Here is a 13,611-nt window from a genome sequence, read left to right as displayed (position 1 = left end):
TGATTTTCTGGTTGGAACTCTGGAGAAATTCAATCCGGAATTGCGTAGTTGCAAAGATTGGAGGTGGCGGCGAGCGCCGCCCCTCTATTTGAGCGAATTCCGATCCGGCCCTATGCGTTCAGCCCACTGCCCCACGGACCGTGGTGGCTATCGGCGCCATCGACGCGGTCGAAGCCGTGGGCGCCGAAGAAGTCGCGCTGCGCCTGGATGACGTTGGCCGTGCCGCGGCCGCGGCGGTAGCTGTCGAAATAGCCGAGCGCGGAGGCGAGCGCCGGTACCGGCAGACCGCCGAGCACGGCGGCGGAAACCACGCGGCGCAGCGCTCCGTCCGTCTCCTTGACCATCGCCGCAAAGGCCGGGGTCACGATCAGGTTCGCGGCATCCGGCGCCTTGGTAAAGGCCGTGGTGATCTCGTCGAGGAACTGCGAGCGAATGATGCAGCCGGCGCGCCAGATTTTTGCGATCGTCGGCATCGGCAGGTTCCAGCCGAACTCCTTCGAGGCGGCCGACATCACCGCGAAGCCCTGCGCATAGGCCCCGATCTTGGCGGCAAGCAGTGCGTTTTCAAGATCCTTGAGGAAGGCCGCCTTATCGGCCACCGTGAAGTCGCCGACCCGCGGCAGGCCGAGAATCTTCTCGGCTGCTTCACGCTCTTCCTTCATCGAGGAAATGCTGCGGGCGGCGACGGCTGCCTCGATGCCGGTCGCCGGAATGCCCATGTTCTGCGCCTCGATCACCGACCATTTGCCGGTGCCCTTCTGGCCGGCCTTGTCGAGGATCATGTCGACGATCGGCTTGCCGGTCAGCGGGTCGGCGGCTTTCAGCACCTTTTCGGTGATTTCGATCAGATAGGAGTTCAGCCGGCCCTTGTTCCAGGCGCCGAAGACCTCGCCGATCTCGGCGGCGCTCATCTTCAGCCCGTCGCGCAGGATGCCGTAGATTTCGGCGATCATCTGCATGTCGGCATATTCGATGCCGTTGTGGATCGTCTTGACGAAGTGGCCGGCGCCGTTTTCACCGAGCCAGGCGACGCAAGGGTCGTTCTCGTATTTAGCGGCGATCGAGGTCAGCACCTTCTCGACGCGGCGGTAGGAGTCCTCCGTGCCGCCGACCATGATCGACGGACCATGACGCGCGCCCTCCTCGCCGCCGGAGACGCCCATGCCGATGAAGGTGAGGCCGGAATCCTTCAGCGCCTCGAAGCGGCGCATCGTGTCGCGGAAATTGGCGTTGCCGGCGTCGATCATGATGTCGCCCTTGGCAAGATAGGGCTTCAGGATCTCCATCTGCTGATCGACCGGGTCGCCGGCCTTGATCATGATGATGATCGGCCGTGGTGGGCGGATCGCGGCAACAAACTCTTCGATCGTCTCGCAGGGAACGATCTGCTCCTTGAGCGCACCGGCCTCGGCATAGAACTTGCGCGTCGCCTCGACCGTGCGGTTGAAGACCGCGACCTTGTTGCCCTTTTCAGCGATGTTGAGCGCGAGGTTCGACCCCATGACGCCGAGGCCGATAAGCCCGATTTCCGCCTGTGACACGTGATTGCCTCCGTTGGAAGAAGAGCCACCGCGATCCGAACAGACACGCGGGATAGCCCCTCGATATTGATCTGCGCATGTTCGGTCCGCTCCGGAAGTGGATGGGCGGCTGGGGACATGCGGCGGCGGAGGTTCTTTTGGCACTCAAATCGATTTACGACAAGCCACTCCTGCGAAAATCAATCCTTTTCAGGCCTGCCGTCGCCATCGTCGAGGACACGCCAGGAGGCTCCGTCCAGGTCCTCGTATTGCCCGCTCTTCAGCGCCCAGAGAAACGCTGCAAGGCCCAGCCCTCCGAGGAAGAGTGCGATCGGAATGAGATAGATGAGTGTGTTCATGGCACGCTCCTGACCGGCCGCAGCCCTGCCCCATGCGGCGCTGCCGGAGCCGTGGCCGTTCCAAGCCCCTTCAGCCGCAACGCATTGAAAACCACGATCAGCGATGAGGTCGACATGGCGACGGCGGCAACAAGCGGCGTCGCATAGCCGAAGATCGCAACCGGCACGGCGATGACGTTGTAACCGATCGCCAGCGCGAAATTTTGGCGGATAAGCCGACCGGCGCGACGCGAGGTCTCGATGGCGAAGGGAACGGCGTCGAGGCCCTGATGCATGAAGACGAAATCCGCCGCCTGCCGGCCGACATCGGCCGCGGTCGCGGGCGCCATCGAGACGTGGGCCGCCCGCAGGGCCGGCGCATCGTTGATACCGTCGCCGACCATCAGGACCCTATGCCCCCCTTCGGCGGCAGCGGCGCAGGCCTCGACCTTGCCGCGCGGCGAAAGCTCGGCGCGCCATTTCGCGATGCCAAGCCTGCGGGCAAGTGCGGCGACGACCGGCTCGCGGTCGCCGGAAAGGATGCCGTTCGTAAGCCCCAGGCGAAAGAGGGCGTCGGCGCTTTCGCGAGCGGCAGGACGCAGCCGATCCTCGAAGCGGAAGCAGGCTAGCTCGCGGCCATCGAGCGACAGGATCGCTTCCGATTGGCCGTTCGCCGCACCCGCGTCGCCGCAGGCAAAGGCGCGACTGCCGAGCCGATAGACGCCGTCGCTTGTCCCCGCCTCGATGCCCGCACCCGGTATTTCGCGGATCTCGCCCACGAGCGGCTGCACCGCTGCCGTCGCCTCGTGCAGCGCTGTCGCAATCGGATGGCGCGAATGGAGAGCGATTGCGGCGGCAGTCGCGAGCGCGCCCGGATCGACCTCGCCCGCATTGACGAGTCGCGGCTCGCCCATGGTGAGCGTGCCGGTCTTGTCGAGCAGCACGGTGTCGATTTCGGAAAGGCGCTCCATTGCCGATCCGTCCTTGACCATGACGCCGCCCTGGAAGAGCCGGCCCGCGGCAACGACCTGAACCACCGGCACCGCAAGGCCGAGTGCGCAGGGGCAAGTGATGATGAGAACCGCAACCGCGATCAGCATCGCATGGCGAACATCGCCCTCGATCAGCATCCAGCCGATGAAGGAAAGCAGCGCCAACAGGTGGACGGCCGGCGAATAATAGCGCGCCGCACGATCCGCAATTCGTCGATAACGCGCCCTGCCCCCTTCGGCCGCCTCCATCAATCCCATGATCTCGGCGAGGAAAGAATCGCGCGCCGCCGCCGTCGCCTCGAGCGTCAGCGGGCCGGTGAGATTGAGCGTGCCGGCCTGCACGGTGTCGCCAGTGCTCACCGCGACCGGCGCGCTTTCGCCGTTGACGACCGAGCGATCGAGATCGCTCGCGCCGGAAAGCACGCGCCCGTCGACCGGGATGCGCTCGCCGGCGGCAACGAGCAGGCGCTCGCCGGGCTTGATCTCATCGACCGGACGATAGTCGCGCGAGCCGTCAGGGTTGACGACCGTCGCGCCGCGCGGCGAGAGGCGCGCAAGGCCGCTGATCGCCGATCTAGCGCGCCCGCGCATCATGTGATCGAGCGTGCGGCCAATCAGCAGGAAGAAGAGCAGCGTCACCGAGGCGTCGAACCAGGCGTGCTCGCCATGGCCGATCGTCTCGTGGAGCGACATGCCGTAGGAAAGCGTCACAGCGAGCGCGATCGGCACATCCATATTGGTGTGGCCATGGCGAAGCGCATTCCAGGCCGACTGGTAGAAGAAACGTCCCGAATAGATCATTGCCGGCGCCGCTATCATCGCCGAGATCCAGTGAAACAGGTCGCGGGTCGCCGCATCAGCACCCGACCAGACGGAAACCGACAGCAGCATGATGTTGGTCGCCGCGAAGCCGGCAACGGCGACGGCACGGATTAGCTGCTTGAGCAAGACGTCGCCCTCCTCTACGCCGGCGGCGAAGAGATGCGCTTCGTAGCCGCAATCCCGGATGGCGCGCGCGATCTCGCGCGGGTCGCTGCGCCGGCCGGCGACCTCTTCTTTCCAGACGACAGAGACACGCCGCGACGAAAGATTGACGCGCGCCCTCTCGACGTCTGGCCTCTTGCGAAGGGCCCCTTCGATAGTCGTGATACAGGCACCGCAGTGAACGCCCGGGGCGCTGAGTTCGGTCTGGCGCAGGCCGTCTCCGAGCGCGTGGCTCGCAAGCCACAGCTCTTCGGATGGAGGTAGCCCCTGCCCGGGCCGATCGATGTCCAGTGCGCCTTCGACGCCCGCGGCACAGCAGCTCATTTGCGCTCTCCCGGCACCATGAAGCGAATGGCCTGGCGATAGACGATTTCCTCGCCCGCCATTGCCGTCACGTCGGCGATCCACTGGCCGGGCTTGAGCGTCCGTACGGCGACAAAGGCGCCGGGAGCCTCACGACCGAGTTCGACACGCACGTCCTCATGTTCTTCGACCGGACGTTTGAATACCGCGACGACCCTGTCGGCCGTCCGTTCCGCTTCGCCGTTGCGGGCCAAGGCATAGCGGATCGACCTCGGTTCGGCGGCGAGCGTACCTTCTATACCGCTTGCCGCGAAAGCCCGCGTCTTCGCCACCTTGCCGTTGAACTGCTGGCTGGCGATATAGGTGTTCTCGACGACAAGGCCGCTCCAGCTGCGGCTGGCGTTCCAGGCCATGATCAGGTTGATGGAAATGATGGTGCCGAAGAAAAGCCCCATCACACCCAGCATGTGCCAACCGGTAAATCCCCGCGGAACCCGCTGTTCCCTAGTCATCTTGCTACTCCAGGACGGTTGAAATTGGCCTCATAGACATCGCGTTCATGACTGGACGGGTCTTCGGCTGTCAGCATGAAGCCCTCTTCGGCCTCGGGGAGTTTTTCCAGCGGCAGCGTGACGAAAACCTTGAGGGCCGTGACCTTGTCCGGATCGACGCCAACAGCGAAACGGCGACCATCGCCCGGCGCCTGTCCGGCGATCCGCATCGTTGCCGACGGCATGCCATCGAGCGTCAGAGTGATCGTGCGCTGTTCCGGTATCATGTTGAGAAGCTTGACCATGTAGCCGTTTCGCACGGAGCCGTCCGACTCGACTACGAATTGCGGATTGCGGTCGTGCAGCACGTTAAGCTCCAGTCGGTCACGCGACACCAGCGCGTAGACGAGGCCGATGCCGACCAGCGCCCAGACGCCGAAATAGAGAAGAACGCGCGGCCGGAAGATGATGCGCCAGTTGAAGTGGCGCACCTTGTCGACGAAGGCGCCGGTCGCGTCACGCACGCGGGTCGGGTCGATCGCCGTCGTACCGTTGTTTGTGGCGAGCGCCATGTTCGACGCGTAGTCGCTGAGCGTTGCGTAGGCGATCAGGCCGCGTTCGCGCCCGAGCTTGTCCATCACGCCGTCGCAGGCGTCGATGCAGAGCGCGCAGGTGATGCATTCAAGCTGCTGGCCATCGCGAATGTCGATGCCCATCGGGCAGACCGCGACGCAGGCGTTGCAATCGACGCAATCGCCAACCACCTCACCCGCTGCTGCCGCCTTCTTGGCATGGCGCGAGCGCGGTTCGCCGCGCCAGTCGTTATAGGTGACGACGAGTGAACTCTCATCCAGCATCGCCGCCTGGATGCGCGGCCATGGGCACATGTAGGTGCAGACCTGCTCGCGCATCAGACCTCCGAACACGTAGGTCGTCGCCGTCAGGATCGCGACCGTGATGTAGGCGACCGGTGGCGCTTCCAGCATGACGAAGCTCTTCAGCAGCGAGGGCGCGTCGGCGAAATAGAAGATCCACGCGCCACCGGTGGCGATGCCGATCAGCAGCCATGCCGCGTGCTTGACGACGCGTTTCCAGATCTTGTCGAGTGTCCACGGTCCCGCGTCGAGGCGCATGCGCGCATTGCGGTCGCCCTCGATGAAGCGCTCGATCACAAGGAAAAGATCGACCCAGACCGTCTGCGGGCAGGTGTAGCCGCACCAGGCACGCCCGACGGCGGTGGTGACGAGGAAGAGGCCGAAGCCAGCCATGACGAGCAAACCGGCGACGAAGAAGAACTCCTGCGGCCAGATCTCGATGAAGAAGAAGTAGAAGCGACGGGCGGCAAGATCGACGAGCACGGCTTGGTCCGGCGCATGCGCACCCCGATCCCAACGGATCCACGGCGTCAGATAGTAGATACTTAGCGTGACCAGCATCACCAGCCACTTGAAGCGGCGGAAGCGGCCTTCGGCTCTCTTCGGAAAGATCTTGCGGCGCTTCTCGTAAAGCGGCTTGCGCATATGCGCGGCGTTGACCGGTTCGGCCTGGAGCCGTTCGACGGACGCAGCTGTGGTGACGGGCTGGGGACGCATTGATGGGGATCCGAAATTGCTATTCCAGCCGCTTTTGCCGGATCTGTAGGGGCCGAGCCTTGATCTGCGTCAAGTTTGCGCCCTATTGCCACACGGTGCGTCGAAACGTCCAAATCCGCGCACCCATCGCAGCTTGCCTGCACGCTTTGTGCCCGATTTCCGGTGTAAGATTGGAGGAGCCTTGCACGACGGATCGCTTCGCATGAAGGGAATCACGCAAGACCAGTCCGACTGTCCCAGCCTTGCCCAAAGCCGGGGCATCTATCGCGAGCAAGCGTCATCCGGCGCGCTGGCGGGCGACGTCAAGTGCTTCTGGACGCACCACCTGCCCGAGCCAGCGCGCGTCGCGGTGGTGCCGGATGGCTGCGTCGACATAATCTGGATTTCCGGCGGTCTTGCGGTTGTCGGGCCGGACAAGGTGGCGGCCTTTCCCCAACTCGTCGCCGGTGAAACCGTCGTCGGCGCTCGCTTCCGCATCGGTGCGGCCGCCTCCTGGCTGCGCACGCCGCTCGACGCGATCACCGGGAAGACCGTTGCGCTCGATGCTTTCTGGGGGCGCGTGGCGCGCGTGCTGGAGGCGCAGATTGCAGAAGCGGCAGATGCCGAGACCCGGATTGCCGTTCTCCGGGCGGCCCTGCAAAATCGGCTCCCTACGGTGAAACCGCCATCGCCCGAGATCGCCGCCTGTGTCTCGCTTCTCGAAAACGAAAGGATGAACTCAGTCGAGCCGATCCGCGCGCTCGTGGAAGAAACCGGAACCAGCGAGCGGACGCTGCGTCGTCGCTGCCGCGAGCATTTCGGCTACGGCGCCAAGACGCTTGACCGCATCCTCCGGCTGCAGCGCTTTCTCGTCGCCTGTCGCGCCTCGCCGCAATCCACATTGGCGACGCTCGCACTCGATGCAGGTTATGCCGATCAGGCGCACCTCAACCGTGAGGCGAAGCAACTGACGTCGTTGACCCCCGGCGATATCCAGCAGCAGCTCGCGGACGTGATGCAGGACTTTAGAAAGAGCACGCAACCCATTTATCAGGAATGGTAGATCCTCTAGCCGCGCTCAGAGCAGCCGCGCATCCGACCGGCGTTGGCCGTTTCGTTCAAGACGGCAGCGCCGGGGCGTGGTAGCGATAGCGTCAAAGGGAGCAACGCATGGCAACCATGGCCACCAGGATCATACACACGTCGATCGCGCGCGACTGGCGCGAGGTCTATGCCTTCATGGCCGATCACGAGAAGATGCCGCTTTGGGCCTCAGGGCTTTCATCCGGGCTCTCCCGCGACGGCGACGACTGGATCGCGCCCGGTCCGCTTGGCAACGCACGCGTGCGCTTTGCGCCGGACAATGATTTCGGCGTCGTCGATCATCTGGTGACGCTCGAAAGCGGGCTCACGGTGCACAACGCTCTACGCGTCGTGCCGAACGGCGACGGCGCGGAGGTCATGTTCACCCTGCTCCGGCAGCCGGGCATGAGCGACGAGCAATTCGCCGACGATGCGGCATGGGTCGAAAAGGACCTCGCAGCGCTCAAGTCCATCATGGAATCCCACCAGGAACCCAGGCAACCCACAGAAAGAACGGCACACAAATGAGCAACAAGGACAACGATCGCCGTATCGACTATATCGAGTTCAACGTGGCAAGCATCGAAGCGAGCAAGGCCTTTTACGGCGGCGCCTTCGGCTGGACCTTCACAGACTTCGGCCCGGAATATTGCGAATTCGCCGACGGTCGCCTGACGGGCGGGTTCACGATACTTGGTCCCGTCCGAAGCGGCGGGCCGCTCGTCATCCTCTACGCCAACGATCTTGAGGACACGGTGCGAAGGGTCGAGGCGGCCGGCGGCAAGATCGTCAAGCCGATCTACTCCTTCCCCGGCGGCCGCCGCTTCCATTTCGCCGACCCGGACGGATACGAGCTCGCGGTCTGGTCGGCCCAGTAAGAGTGGCGGCTACTCGCCGAACCGGATGAACAGCGCGCCGACGAGGCCGAAGACGACGATGCACTGTAGAATGAACATTGGCCACTCCGGTGACATCTCGATTTCTCCTCTCGAGCATCACTAAGGTACCGCCTTCCGGCGCATGGTCAGAACGCCCAGCCCCAGCGAGGTTCCCAATGATGATGAACCGAAGCCGCAACAATAGCGAGTCCAACCTCCGGGTGACCTTGACGGCAAGCGGCCCCGCGCCCGTTTAAGACGCGAGGCCTCTTGCCCCTCTTCTCCCAAAAGAGGGCCCCCCGCTATTCCCCGCCGCCAAGCGAGTGAACAAAGACCGCGAGTTGCTTGACTGTCGTATCGCCGATGCGAGGCAGCCAGGCGGGCATGACACCGTGCTTCGGTGCCTTCATCTGATTGATGATCGCCTGCTCGCCCTCGCCTTTCAGCCAGATGGCGTCGGCAAGATTGGGTGCGCCCATCTCGCGGCTGCCTTTCGCGTCGGCGCCGTGGCACGAAGCGCAATTATCGGCGAAGAGCTGCTTGCCCGGCTCGACCAGTTCCCGGTTCGACGGCGTGCCGGTGAGGCTCGCGACATAGGCCGCCGTCTGCTTCATCTGCTCGGGGTCGAGCATTTCCGCAAAGGACGGCATCTCCGAGACCCGCGTCTCGCCGTCGGCGGAATGACGAATACCGTGCGCGATCGTCTGGTAGATCTCAGCCGGCTTCCCGCCCCAAAGCCAGTCGTCGTCGTTGAGGTTGGGGAAGCCCTGCCCACCGGCGGCACCCGAGCCATGGCACTGCGCACAGTTCACCTTGAAGGCGGAAGCGCCGGCCGAAACGGCGAACTGCTGCAATTGCGGATCGGCAATGATTTCGTCGAGCGACCTCGACGCGATCCGCTCCAGGTTGCCGGCCTGTGCCGCCTTGGCATTGGCGAGCTCGACGCTGAACTCGGAGCGGCTCGAATAGCCGAGCACGCCCCGCGTGGCTTCGGTCAGCATCGGCCATGAAGGGTACGCGATTGCGTAGCCGATTGCCCAGATGATCGTCGCATAGAAGCTATAGACCCACCAGCGCGGCATTGGGTTGTTGAGCTCGCGAATGCCGTCCCACTCGTGACCGGTGGTTTCGACGCCGCTGATCTCGTCAATGTGCTTGTCCGCCATGGATCAATCCTCCTTTCGAGCGGCATGAGGAAAAGTGTGCAGCGGTTTTCCGCCCGGGTGCCGCTCTGACTTCTCAGAGCCGATCACATCGTGATCGAAGGGGATGGAAGCGGCCCGCTCGGCGGCCTTCTTGGCGCCGGGCAGGAAGATAAAAGCGACGACGCCGAGGAAGAAGAGCATCATGGCAAGGAGGCCCCAGCTGTCGGCGAAGTGACGCATGAGCGTGTAGGTTTCCATGTCGGTTCCCTCCTCAACGATAGCCAGTGGTGTCGTCGTAGGTGGAGAAGTCGACGAGCGTGCCGAGCATCTGGAGATAGGCGATGAGCGCATCCATCTCCGTCAGCCTCTGCGCGTCACCGTCGAAATCGCCGAGCTTGGCCTTCGGGTAGCGCGCCTCGATGCCGGACGTGTCGGCATTGGGATCGGCCTGCGCCTTGAGGTCTGCGGCCGCGTTGTCGATCATCTCGTCCGTGTAGGGGACGCCGACCGCCCTGTTGGCCTTGAGGTTCATGGCGACGTTCGTCACCTCGAGCGGCGTTTCCTTCAGGAAGGCGTAGCTCGGCATGACCGATTCCGGCACCACCGAGCGCGGCTCGGTCATGTGCTGGACGTGCCATTCGTTGGAGTAGCGGTCGCCGACGCGGGCGAGGTCCGGCCCGGTGCGCTTCGAACCCCACTGGAACGGGTGGTCGTACATCGACTCCGCGGCGAGCGAGTAATGCCCGTAGCGTTCGACCTCGTCGCGGAACGGCCGGATCATCTGGCTGTGGCAGACATAGCAGCCTTCGCGCACATAGATGTCGCGTCCGGCAAGCTCCAGCGGCGAATAGGGCCGCATGCCTTCGACCTTCTCGATGGTGTTCTCGAGATAGAAGAGCGGCGCGATTTCCACGATTCCGCCGATCGAGACGACGAGCAGCGAACTGACCAGGAGGAGTGTGGCGTTGCGTTCGAGTATGGTGTGTTTGTCGAGAATGGACATGGATCTGTCCTCCTATTCCGCAGGCTGCGGTACCGGCGTCGCACCGAGGATCGGGGCTTCGTCCCGCACGCGTCCGAGGATCGTCATTGTTACGTTGAAGGCCATGAGCAGCGCTCCCGTGAGGAACAGGCCGCCGCCGACGGCACGCAGCACGTAGTACGGGAACATGGCCGCGACCGATTCCGCGAAGGAATAGACGAGGAAGCCCTGGTCGTCGTATTCGCGCCACATCAAGCCCTGCTGGATGCCGGCGACCCACATGACGGCGGCGTAGACGACGATGCCGAGGGTGGCGAGCCAGAAGTGCCAGTTGACCATGCGCACGCTATAGAGCCGCTCGCGGTTCCAGAGCTTCGGAACGAGATAATAGATCGCGCCGAAGGTGATGAGCCCGTTCCAGCCGAGCGCGCCGGAATGGACGTGGCCGATGGTCCAGTCGGTGTAGTGGCTGAGCGAGTTGACCGTCTTGATCGACATCATCGGCCCCTCGAAGGTCGCCATGCCGTAGAAAGCGACGGCCATGATCAGCATGCGCACGATGGGGTCGGTGCGGACCTTGTCCCATGCGCCGGAAAGCGTCATCAGGCCGTTGATCATGCCGCCCCAGGAGGGCATCCAGAGCATAACGGAGAAGACCATGCCGAGCGTCTGCGCCCAGTCGGGCAGCGCGGTATAGTGGAGGTGGTGCGGCCCCGCCCAGATGTACATGAAGATCAGCGCCCAGAAGTGGATGATCGACAGCCGGTAGGAATAGATGGGCCGGTTCACCTGCTTGGGGATGAAGTAGTACATCATCGCCAGGAAGCCGGCCGTCAGGAAGAAGCCGACGGCGTTGTGCCCGTACCACCATTGCGTCAGCGCATCCTGAACGCCTGAGAAGGCCGAATAGCTCTTCGAACCGAGGAAGGAAACCGGCACCGCCAGATTGTTGACGATGTGCAGCATGGCGATGGTGACGATGAAGGCGAGATAGAACCAGTTTGCCACATAGATATGCGGCTCCTTGCGCACGAGGATCGTGCCGAGGAAGGCGATGAGATAGGCAACCCAGACGATCGTGAGCAAGAGATCGACATACCATTCAGGCTCGGCGTATTCGCGGCTCTGGGTGATGCCGAGCAGGTAGCCGGTCGCCGCCATCACGATGAAAAGCTGATAGCCCCAGAATACGAACCAGCCGAGATTGCCGCCGAAGAGGCGCGCACGGCTGGTGCGCTGGACGACATAGAAGGACGTCGCGATCAACGCGTTGCCGCCGAAGGCGAAGATGACGGCCGAGGTGTGGAGCGGCCGCATGCGTCCGAAATTGAACCACGGCTCGATATTGAGGTCCGGGAAGGCGAGCTGCAGCGCCACGATGACGCCGACCAGGAAGCCGACGACGCCCCAGAAAACCGTGGCGACAACACCGTATTTCACGACCTCGTCGAAATATTCCGACTGCGGGGGCGCCGCTCCTGCGATAGCCGGGCGGAAGTCGATCCGCCGTAGGAGCACGATCGTGCCGCCGAGCAACGCGAAGAACAGCACCCACATATGTGCGCCAAACAGGCGGTCCTGAGCGAAGCCGGCCCCAACCAGCGCCAGGAAGGCGCCGACCCCGAGCACGATCATCTCGAATGTATATTTCATGGTTGGGTCCCCAACTTTCTCAACTCGTTGACGACGGCGCACTGAACGACGCATGCCGCCGCAACCTGCCCTGATCTGTCAGAATCGCTCATCGTCAACCTTGATCCAGATCAAGGCTGGCCCTGGCGCTCTGACGCATTCTGTAGCCATGGAGGGCTGCACGTGAGGCGATGGTGGGAAGGGTCGGAGCGCATGAGAGTAAAGATCAACGGCCGAACGCTATCGAACGGAGCGCGGCCTACTGCATCACGTGAGCCGCCGGTCGAACCGCTGGCCTGGCTGGCCGGCGCTCATCATGACCAGTTGGCGCTCTGCGACAGTCTGGAAGCGATTGCAGACAGCCTCCCGGGAGAGATCAACCGCGAGACCTGTGCCTACGCGGCAAAGGTGATCGGACCGATGATGCGCGATCTCCATGCCGGCGAGGAACAGCGGGTTTTTGCCTGGATCGAGCACCGCTTTGCAGACGACGCTTCCGTGCATGCCCTGCTGGAGCGCCTGAAATACGAGCACTGCGAAGACGAGTGTTTCGCCGAGGAACTGACCGAAATGCTCGATCGCCTGGGCGCAGCCGACAGGACCGTCAATGCCGAGACCGCCGGCTACATGTTGCGCGGCTTCTTCACCAGCGTGCGACGGCACATCAGCTTCGAGAAGGAGTGCTTGCGGGGGATCCTCGTCCAACACCTCGGTGGCAAGCCGGCCTAATCCCACTGAAGAGACGCTACTGCATGTCTCCTTAAATCCTATCCGATTCAAGGATAAAACATGCAGCACTTCAGAGTGCTACAGCGTCCTTTGCGCGTCGTGCAGTAAAGCGGGAAACGCGGAGGCAACGAGTGCGCCTCACCTACTCCAGCCGTCAGGCCGCAATCGCCCTGCGCCGATCCGCATGTTCCTGAATGACCAGGATCGCGCCGATCAGCTTGCCGTTGCACGAGAGGCACGGCGTCATGCGGCAGCGAACGACCACCGTGCGTGCATCGACGGTCTTGGCAAAAGTGTACTCGACGACTTCGCCGCCGAAGCAACGGTCGAGATAGGCCTTCACACGCTGCTCGAAGCGTTGGAGGCCGATGAACTCCACGATGTGCCGGCCGATGAGATCCATCGGCCTGCTTTCCAGATGACTCGCATTCGCCGGGTTGGTGTAGAGGTAGCGGTAATCCGGAGTGATCACGGCGATCCGGTCGGTAAGACAGTCGAGAATCGCCTCGTTGAGCAGCCCTTCGTCGGCAAGCCCCTTGCTGGGCAATCTCGCCGGGCGCTCGAGGTCGAGACCGGTGAGATCCGCCAATCCGGTCGCCGCGAAATAACGATCGATCAGCGATTGAAGCAACTTCGAATGGCGCAGCACGCAGGCCATGTCTGCCGCCTCGGCACGCAGTATATCGATCAGGAAGTGGAACTGCAGACGCGCGTCCTCGACGCTCACGGCCTTCTGGTCGTAAACTGCCTTCAGAATAGGATCGAGCTCACGATCCAGAATCCCAATCAAATGTTCGTCCGCCATTTTCACGGCATGCTGCAACTGCGAATACTTGAACCAGAACAGCTCAATCAGCGCCTTCAATTCGAATCCCCATTCCCCCACGGCAAAGCCGTGTCGATGCACTTCAAGACAGACGGTGTTGCAGACAAATTCGGATTTTGATGATTGCCCCTCAATGC

Annotated in this window: 13 protein-coding genes and 1 pseudogene; 4 read left to right on the top strand and 10 right to left on the bottom strand. The window is 63.1% G+C overall.

From position 1 onward, the window contains the following. Positions 1–110 precede the first annotated feature (110 nt). The 5 genes from gndA to ccoG all read right to left on the bottom strand — a co-directional run bounded on the left by gndA (position 111) and on the right by ccoG (position 6,220). Entirely contained in the window at positions 111–1,541 is a 1,431-nt protein-coding gene (gene gndA / locus GHK62_RS16105) for an NADP-dependent phosphogluconate dehydrogenase (protein ID WP_184108845.1), read from the bottom strand. Between the two features lie 179 nt (positions 1,542–1,720). Continuing rightward, positions 1,721–1,879 (bottom strand): cbb3-type cytochrome oxidase assembly protein CcoS, encoded by a 159-nt coding sequence (gene ccoS / locus GHK62_RS16100; protein ID WP_153440172.1) that lies wholly within the window; start codon positions 1,877–1,879, stop codon positions 1,721–1,723. After that, positions 1,876–4,158: a cation-translocating P-type ATPase gene (locus GHK62_RS16095; protein ID WP_153440171.1), complete on the bottom strand. Its 2,283-nt coding sequence runs from the start codon at positions 4,156–4,158 to the stop codon at positions 1,876–1,878. The genes ccoS and GHK62_RS16095 overlap by 4 nt, the downstream gene beginning before the upstream one ends. Then, entirely contained in the window at positions 4,155–4,649 is a 495-nt protein-coding gene (locus GHK62_RS16090) for a FixH family protein (RefSeq protein ID WP_153440170.1), read from the bottom strand. The genes GHK62_RS16095 and GHK62_RS16090 overlap by 4 nt, the downstream gene beginning before the upstream one ends. Then, positions 4,646–6,220: a cytochrome c oxidase accessory protein CcoG gene (gene ccoG / locus GHK62_RS16085; protein WP_153440169.1), complete on the bottom strand. Its 1,575-nt coding sequence runs from the start codon at positions 6,218–6,220 to the stop codon at positions 4,646–4,648. The genes GHK62_RS16090 and ccoG overlap by 4 nt, the downstream gene beginning before the upstream one ends. A gap of 202 nt (positions 6,221–6,422) precedes the next feature. Here ccoG and GHK62_RS16080 point away from each other — a divergent pair, with 202 nt between their 5' ends. The 3 genes from GHK62_RS16080 to GHK62_RS16070 all read left to right on the top strand — a co-directional run bounded on the left by GHK62_RS16080 (position 6,423) and on the right by GHK62_RS16070 (position 8,160). Continuing rightward, entirely contained in the window at positions 6,423–7,262 is an 840-nt protein-coding gene (locus tag GHK62_RS16080; RefSeq protein WP_153440168.1) for a helix-turn-helix domain-containing protein, read from the top strand. 107 nt (positions 7,263–7,369) lie between these two features. Next, positions 7,370–7,810, top strand: a complete 441-nt coding sequence (locus tag GHK62_RS16075; RefSeq protein WP_153440167.1) for an SRPBCC family protein — start codon at positions 7,370–7,372, stop codon at positions 7,808–7,810. After that, positions 7,807–8,160, top strand: a complete 354-nt coding sequence (locus tag GHK62_RS16070) for a VOC family protein (protein WP_153440166.1) — start codon at positions 7,807–7,809, stop codon at positions 8,158–8,160. The genes GHK62_RS16075 and GHK62_RS16070 overlap by 4 nt, the downstream gene beginning before the upstream one ends. Before the next feature lie 302 nt (positions 8,161–8,462). Here the strand turns inward: GHK62_RS16070 and ccoP are convergent, their stop codons facing one another. From ccoP to ccoN, 4 genes and pseudogenes are all read right to left on the bottom strand, one after another. Further along, the gene (gene ccoP / locus GHK62_RS16060; protein WP_153440165.1) at positions 8,463–9,326 is read right to left on the bottom strand and encodes a cytochrome-c oxidase, cbb3-type subunit III; all 864 of its coding nucleotides are present in this window, start codon (positions 9,324–9,326) and stop codon (positions 8,463–8,465) included. 87 nt (positions 9,327–9,413) lie between these two features. Further along, positions 9,414–9,563: pseudogene (locus GHK62_RS34315) on the bottom strand (cbb3-type cytochrome c oxidase subunit 3); the annotation flags it as partial. 13 nt (positions 9,564–9,576) lie between these two features. Continuing rightward, positions 9,577–10,308: a cytochrome-c oxidase, cbb3-type subunit II gene (gene ccoO / locus GHK62_RS16050; protein ID WP_153440163.1), complete on the bottom strand. Its 732-nt coding sequence runs from the start codon at positions 10,306–10,308 to the stop codon at positions 9,577–9,579. Between the two features lie 12 nt (positions 10,309–10,320). Continuing rightward, the gene (ccoN, locus tag GHK62_RS16045) at positions 10,321–11,940 is read right to left on the bottom strand and encodes a cytochrome-c oxidase, cbb3-type subunit I (protein ID WP_153440162.1); all 1,620 of its coding nucleotides are present in this window, start codon (positions 11,938–11,940) and stop codon (positions 10,321–10,323) included. Positions 11,941–12,132: 192 nt separating this feature from the next. Between ccoN and GHK62_RS16040 the strand changes: the two genes are divergently transcribed. Further along, entirely contained in the window at positions 12,133–12,648 is a 516-nt protein-coding gene (locus GHK62_RS16040; RefSeq protein ID WP_153440161.1) for a hemerythrin domain-containing protein, read from the top strand. Between the two features lie 154 nt (positions 12,649–12,802). Here GHK62_RS16040 and GHK62_RS16030 read toward each other — a convergent pair whose 3' ends face one another. Continuing rightward, positions 12,803–13,513 carry a PAS domain-containing protein gene (locus GHK62_RS16030; protein WP_153440160.1) on the bottom strand — a complete coding sequence of 237 codons (711 nt, stop codon included), beginning with the start codon at positions 13,511–13,513 and terminating at the stop codon, positions 12,803–12,805. Positions 13,514–13,611: the final 98 nt, after the last annotated feature.

This window comes from Sinorhizobium terangae, assembly GCF_009601505.1.
Taxonomy (GTDB): Bacteria; Pseudomonadota; Alphaproteobacteria; order Rhizobiales; family Rhizobiaceae; genus Sinorhizobium; species Sinorhizobium terangae.
Note: the sequence above shows the minus strand (reverse complement) of the source record. Positions and strands in the feature narration are given on the sequence as shown.

What these genes read in the sequence shown, in the direction of transcription:
- ccoS (WP_153440172.1), bottom strand. Translation starts at nt 1,879, where the DNA reads ATGAACACACTCATCTATCTCATTCCGATCGCACTCTTCCTCGGAGGG.
- GHK62_RS16095 (WP_153440171.1), bottom strand. Translation starts at nt 4,158, where the DNA reads ATGAGCTGCTGTGCCGCGGGCGTCGAAGGCGCACTGGACATCGATCGG.
- GHK62_RS16090 (WP_153440170.1), bottom strand. Translation starts at nt 4,649, where the DNA reads ATGACTAGGGAACAGCGGGTTCCGCGGGGATTTACCGGTTGGCACATG.
- ccoG (WP_153440169.1), bottom strand. Translation starts at nt 6,220, where the DNA reads ATGCGTCCCCAGCCCGTCACCACAGCTGCGTCCGTCGAACGGCTCCAG.
- GHK62_RS16080 (WP_153440168.1), top strand. Translation starts at nt 6,423, where the DNA reads ATGAAGGGAATCACGCAAGACCAGTCCGACTGTCCCAGCCTTGCCCAA.
- GHK62_RS16075 (WP_153440167.1), top strand. Translation starts at nt 7,370, where the DNA reads ATGGCAACCATGGCCACCAGGATCATACACACGTCGATCGCGCGCGAC.
- GHK62_RS16070 (WP_153440166.1), top strand. Translation starts at nt 7,807, where the DNA reads ATGAGCAACAAGGACAACGATCGCCGTATCGACTATATCGAGTTCAAC.
- ccoP (WP_153440165.1), bottom strand. Translation starts at nt 9,326, where the DNA reads ATGGCGGACAAGCACATTGACGAGATCAGCGGCGTCGAAACCACCGGT.
- ccoO (WP_153440163.1), bottom strand. Translation starts at nt 10,308, where the DNA reads ATGTCCATTCTCGACAAACACACCATACTCGAACGCAACGCCACACTC.
- ccoN (WP_153440162.1), bottom strand. Translation starts at nt 11,940, where the DNA reads ATGAAATATACATTCGAGATGATCGTGCTCGGGGTCGGCGCCTTCCTG.
- GHK62_RS16040 (WP_153440161.1), top strand. Translation starts at nt 12,133, where the DNA reads ATGAGAGTAAAGATCAACGGCCGAACGCTATCGAACGGAGCGCGGCCT.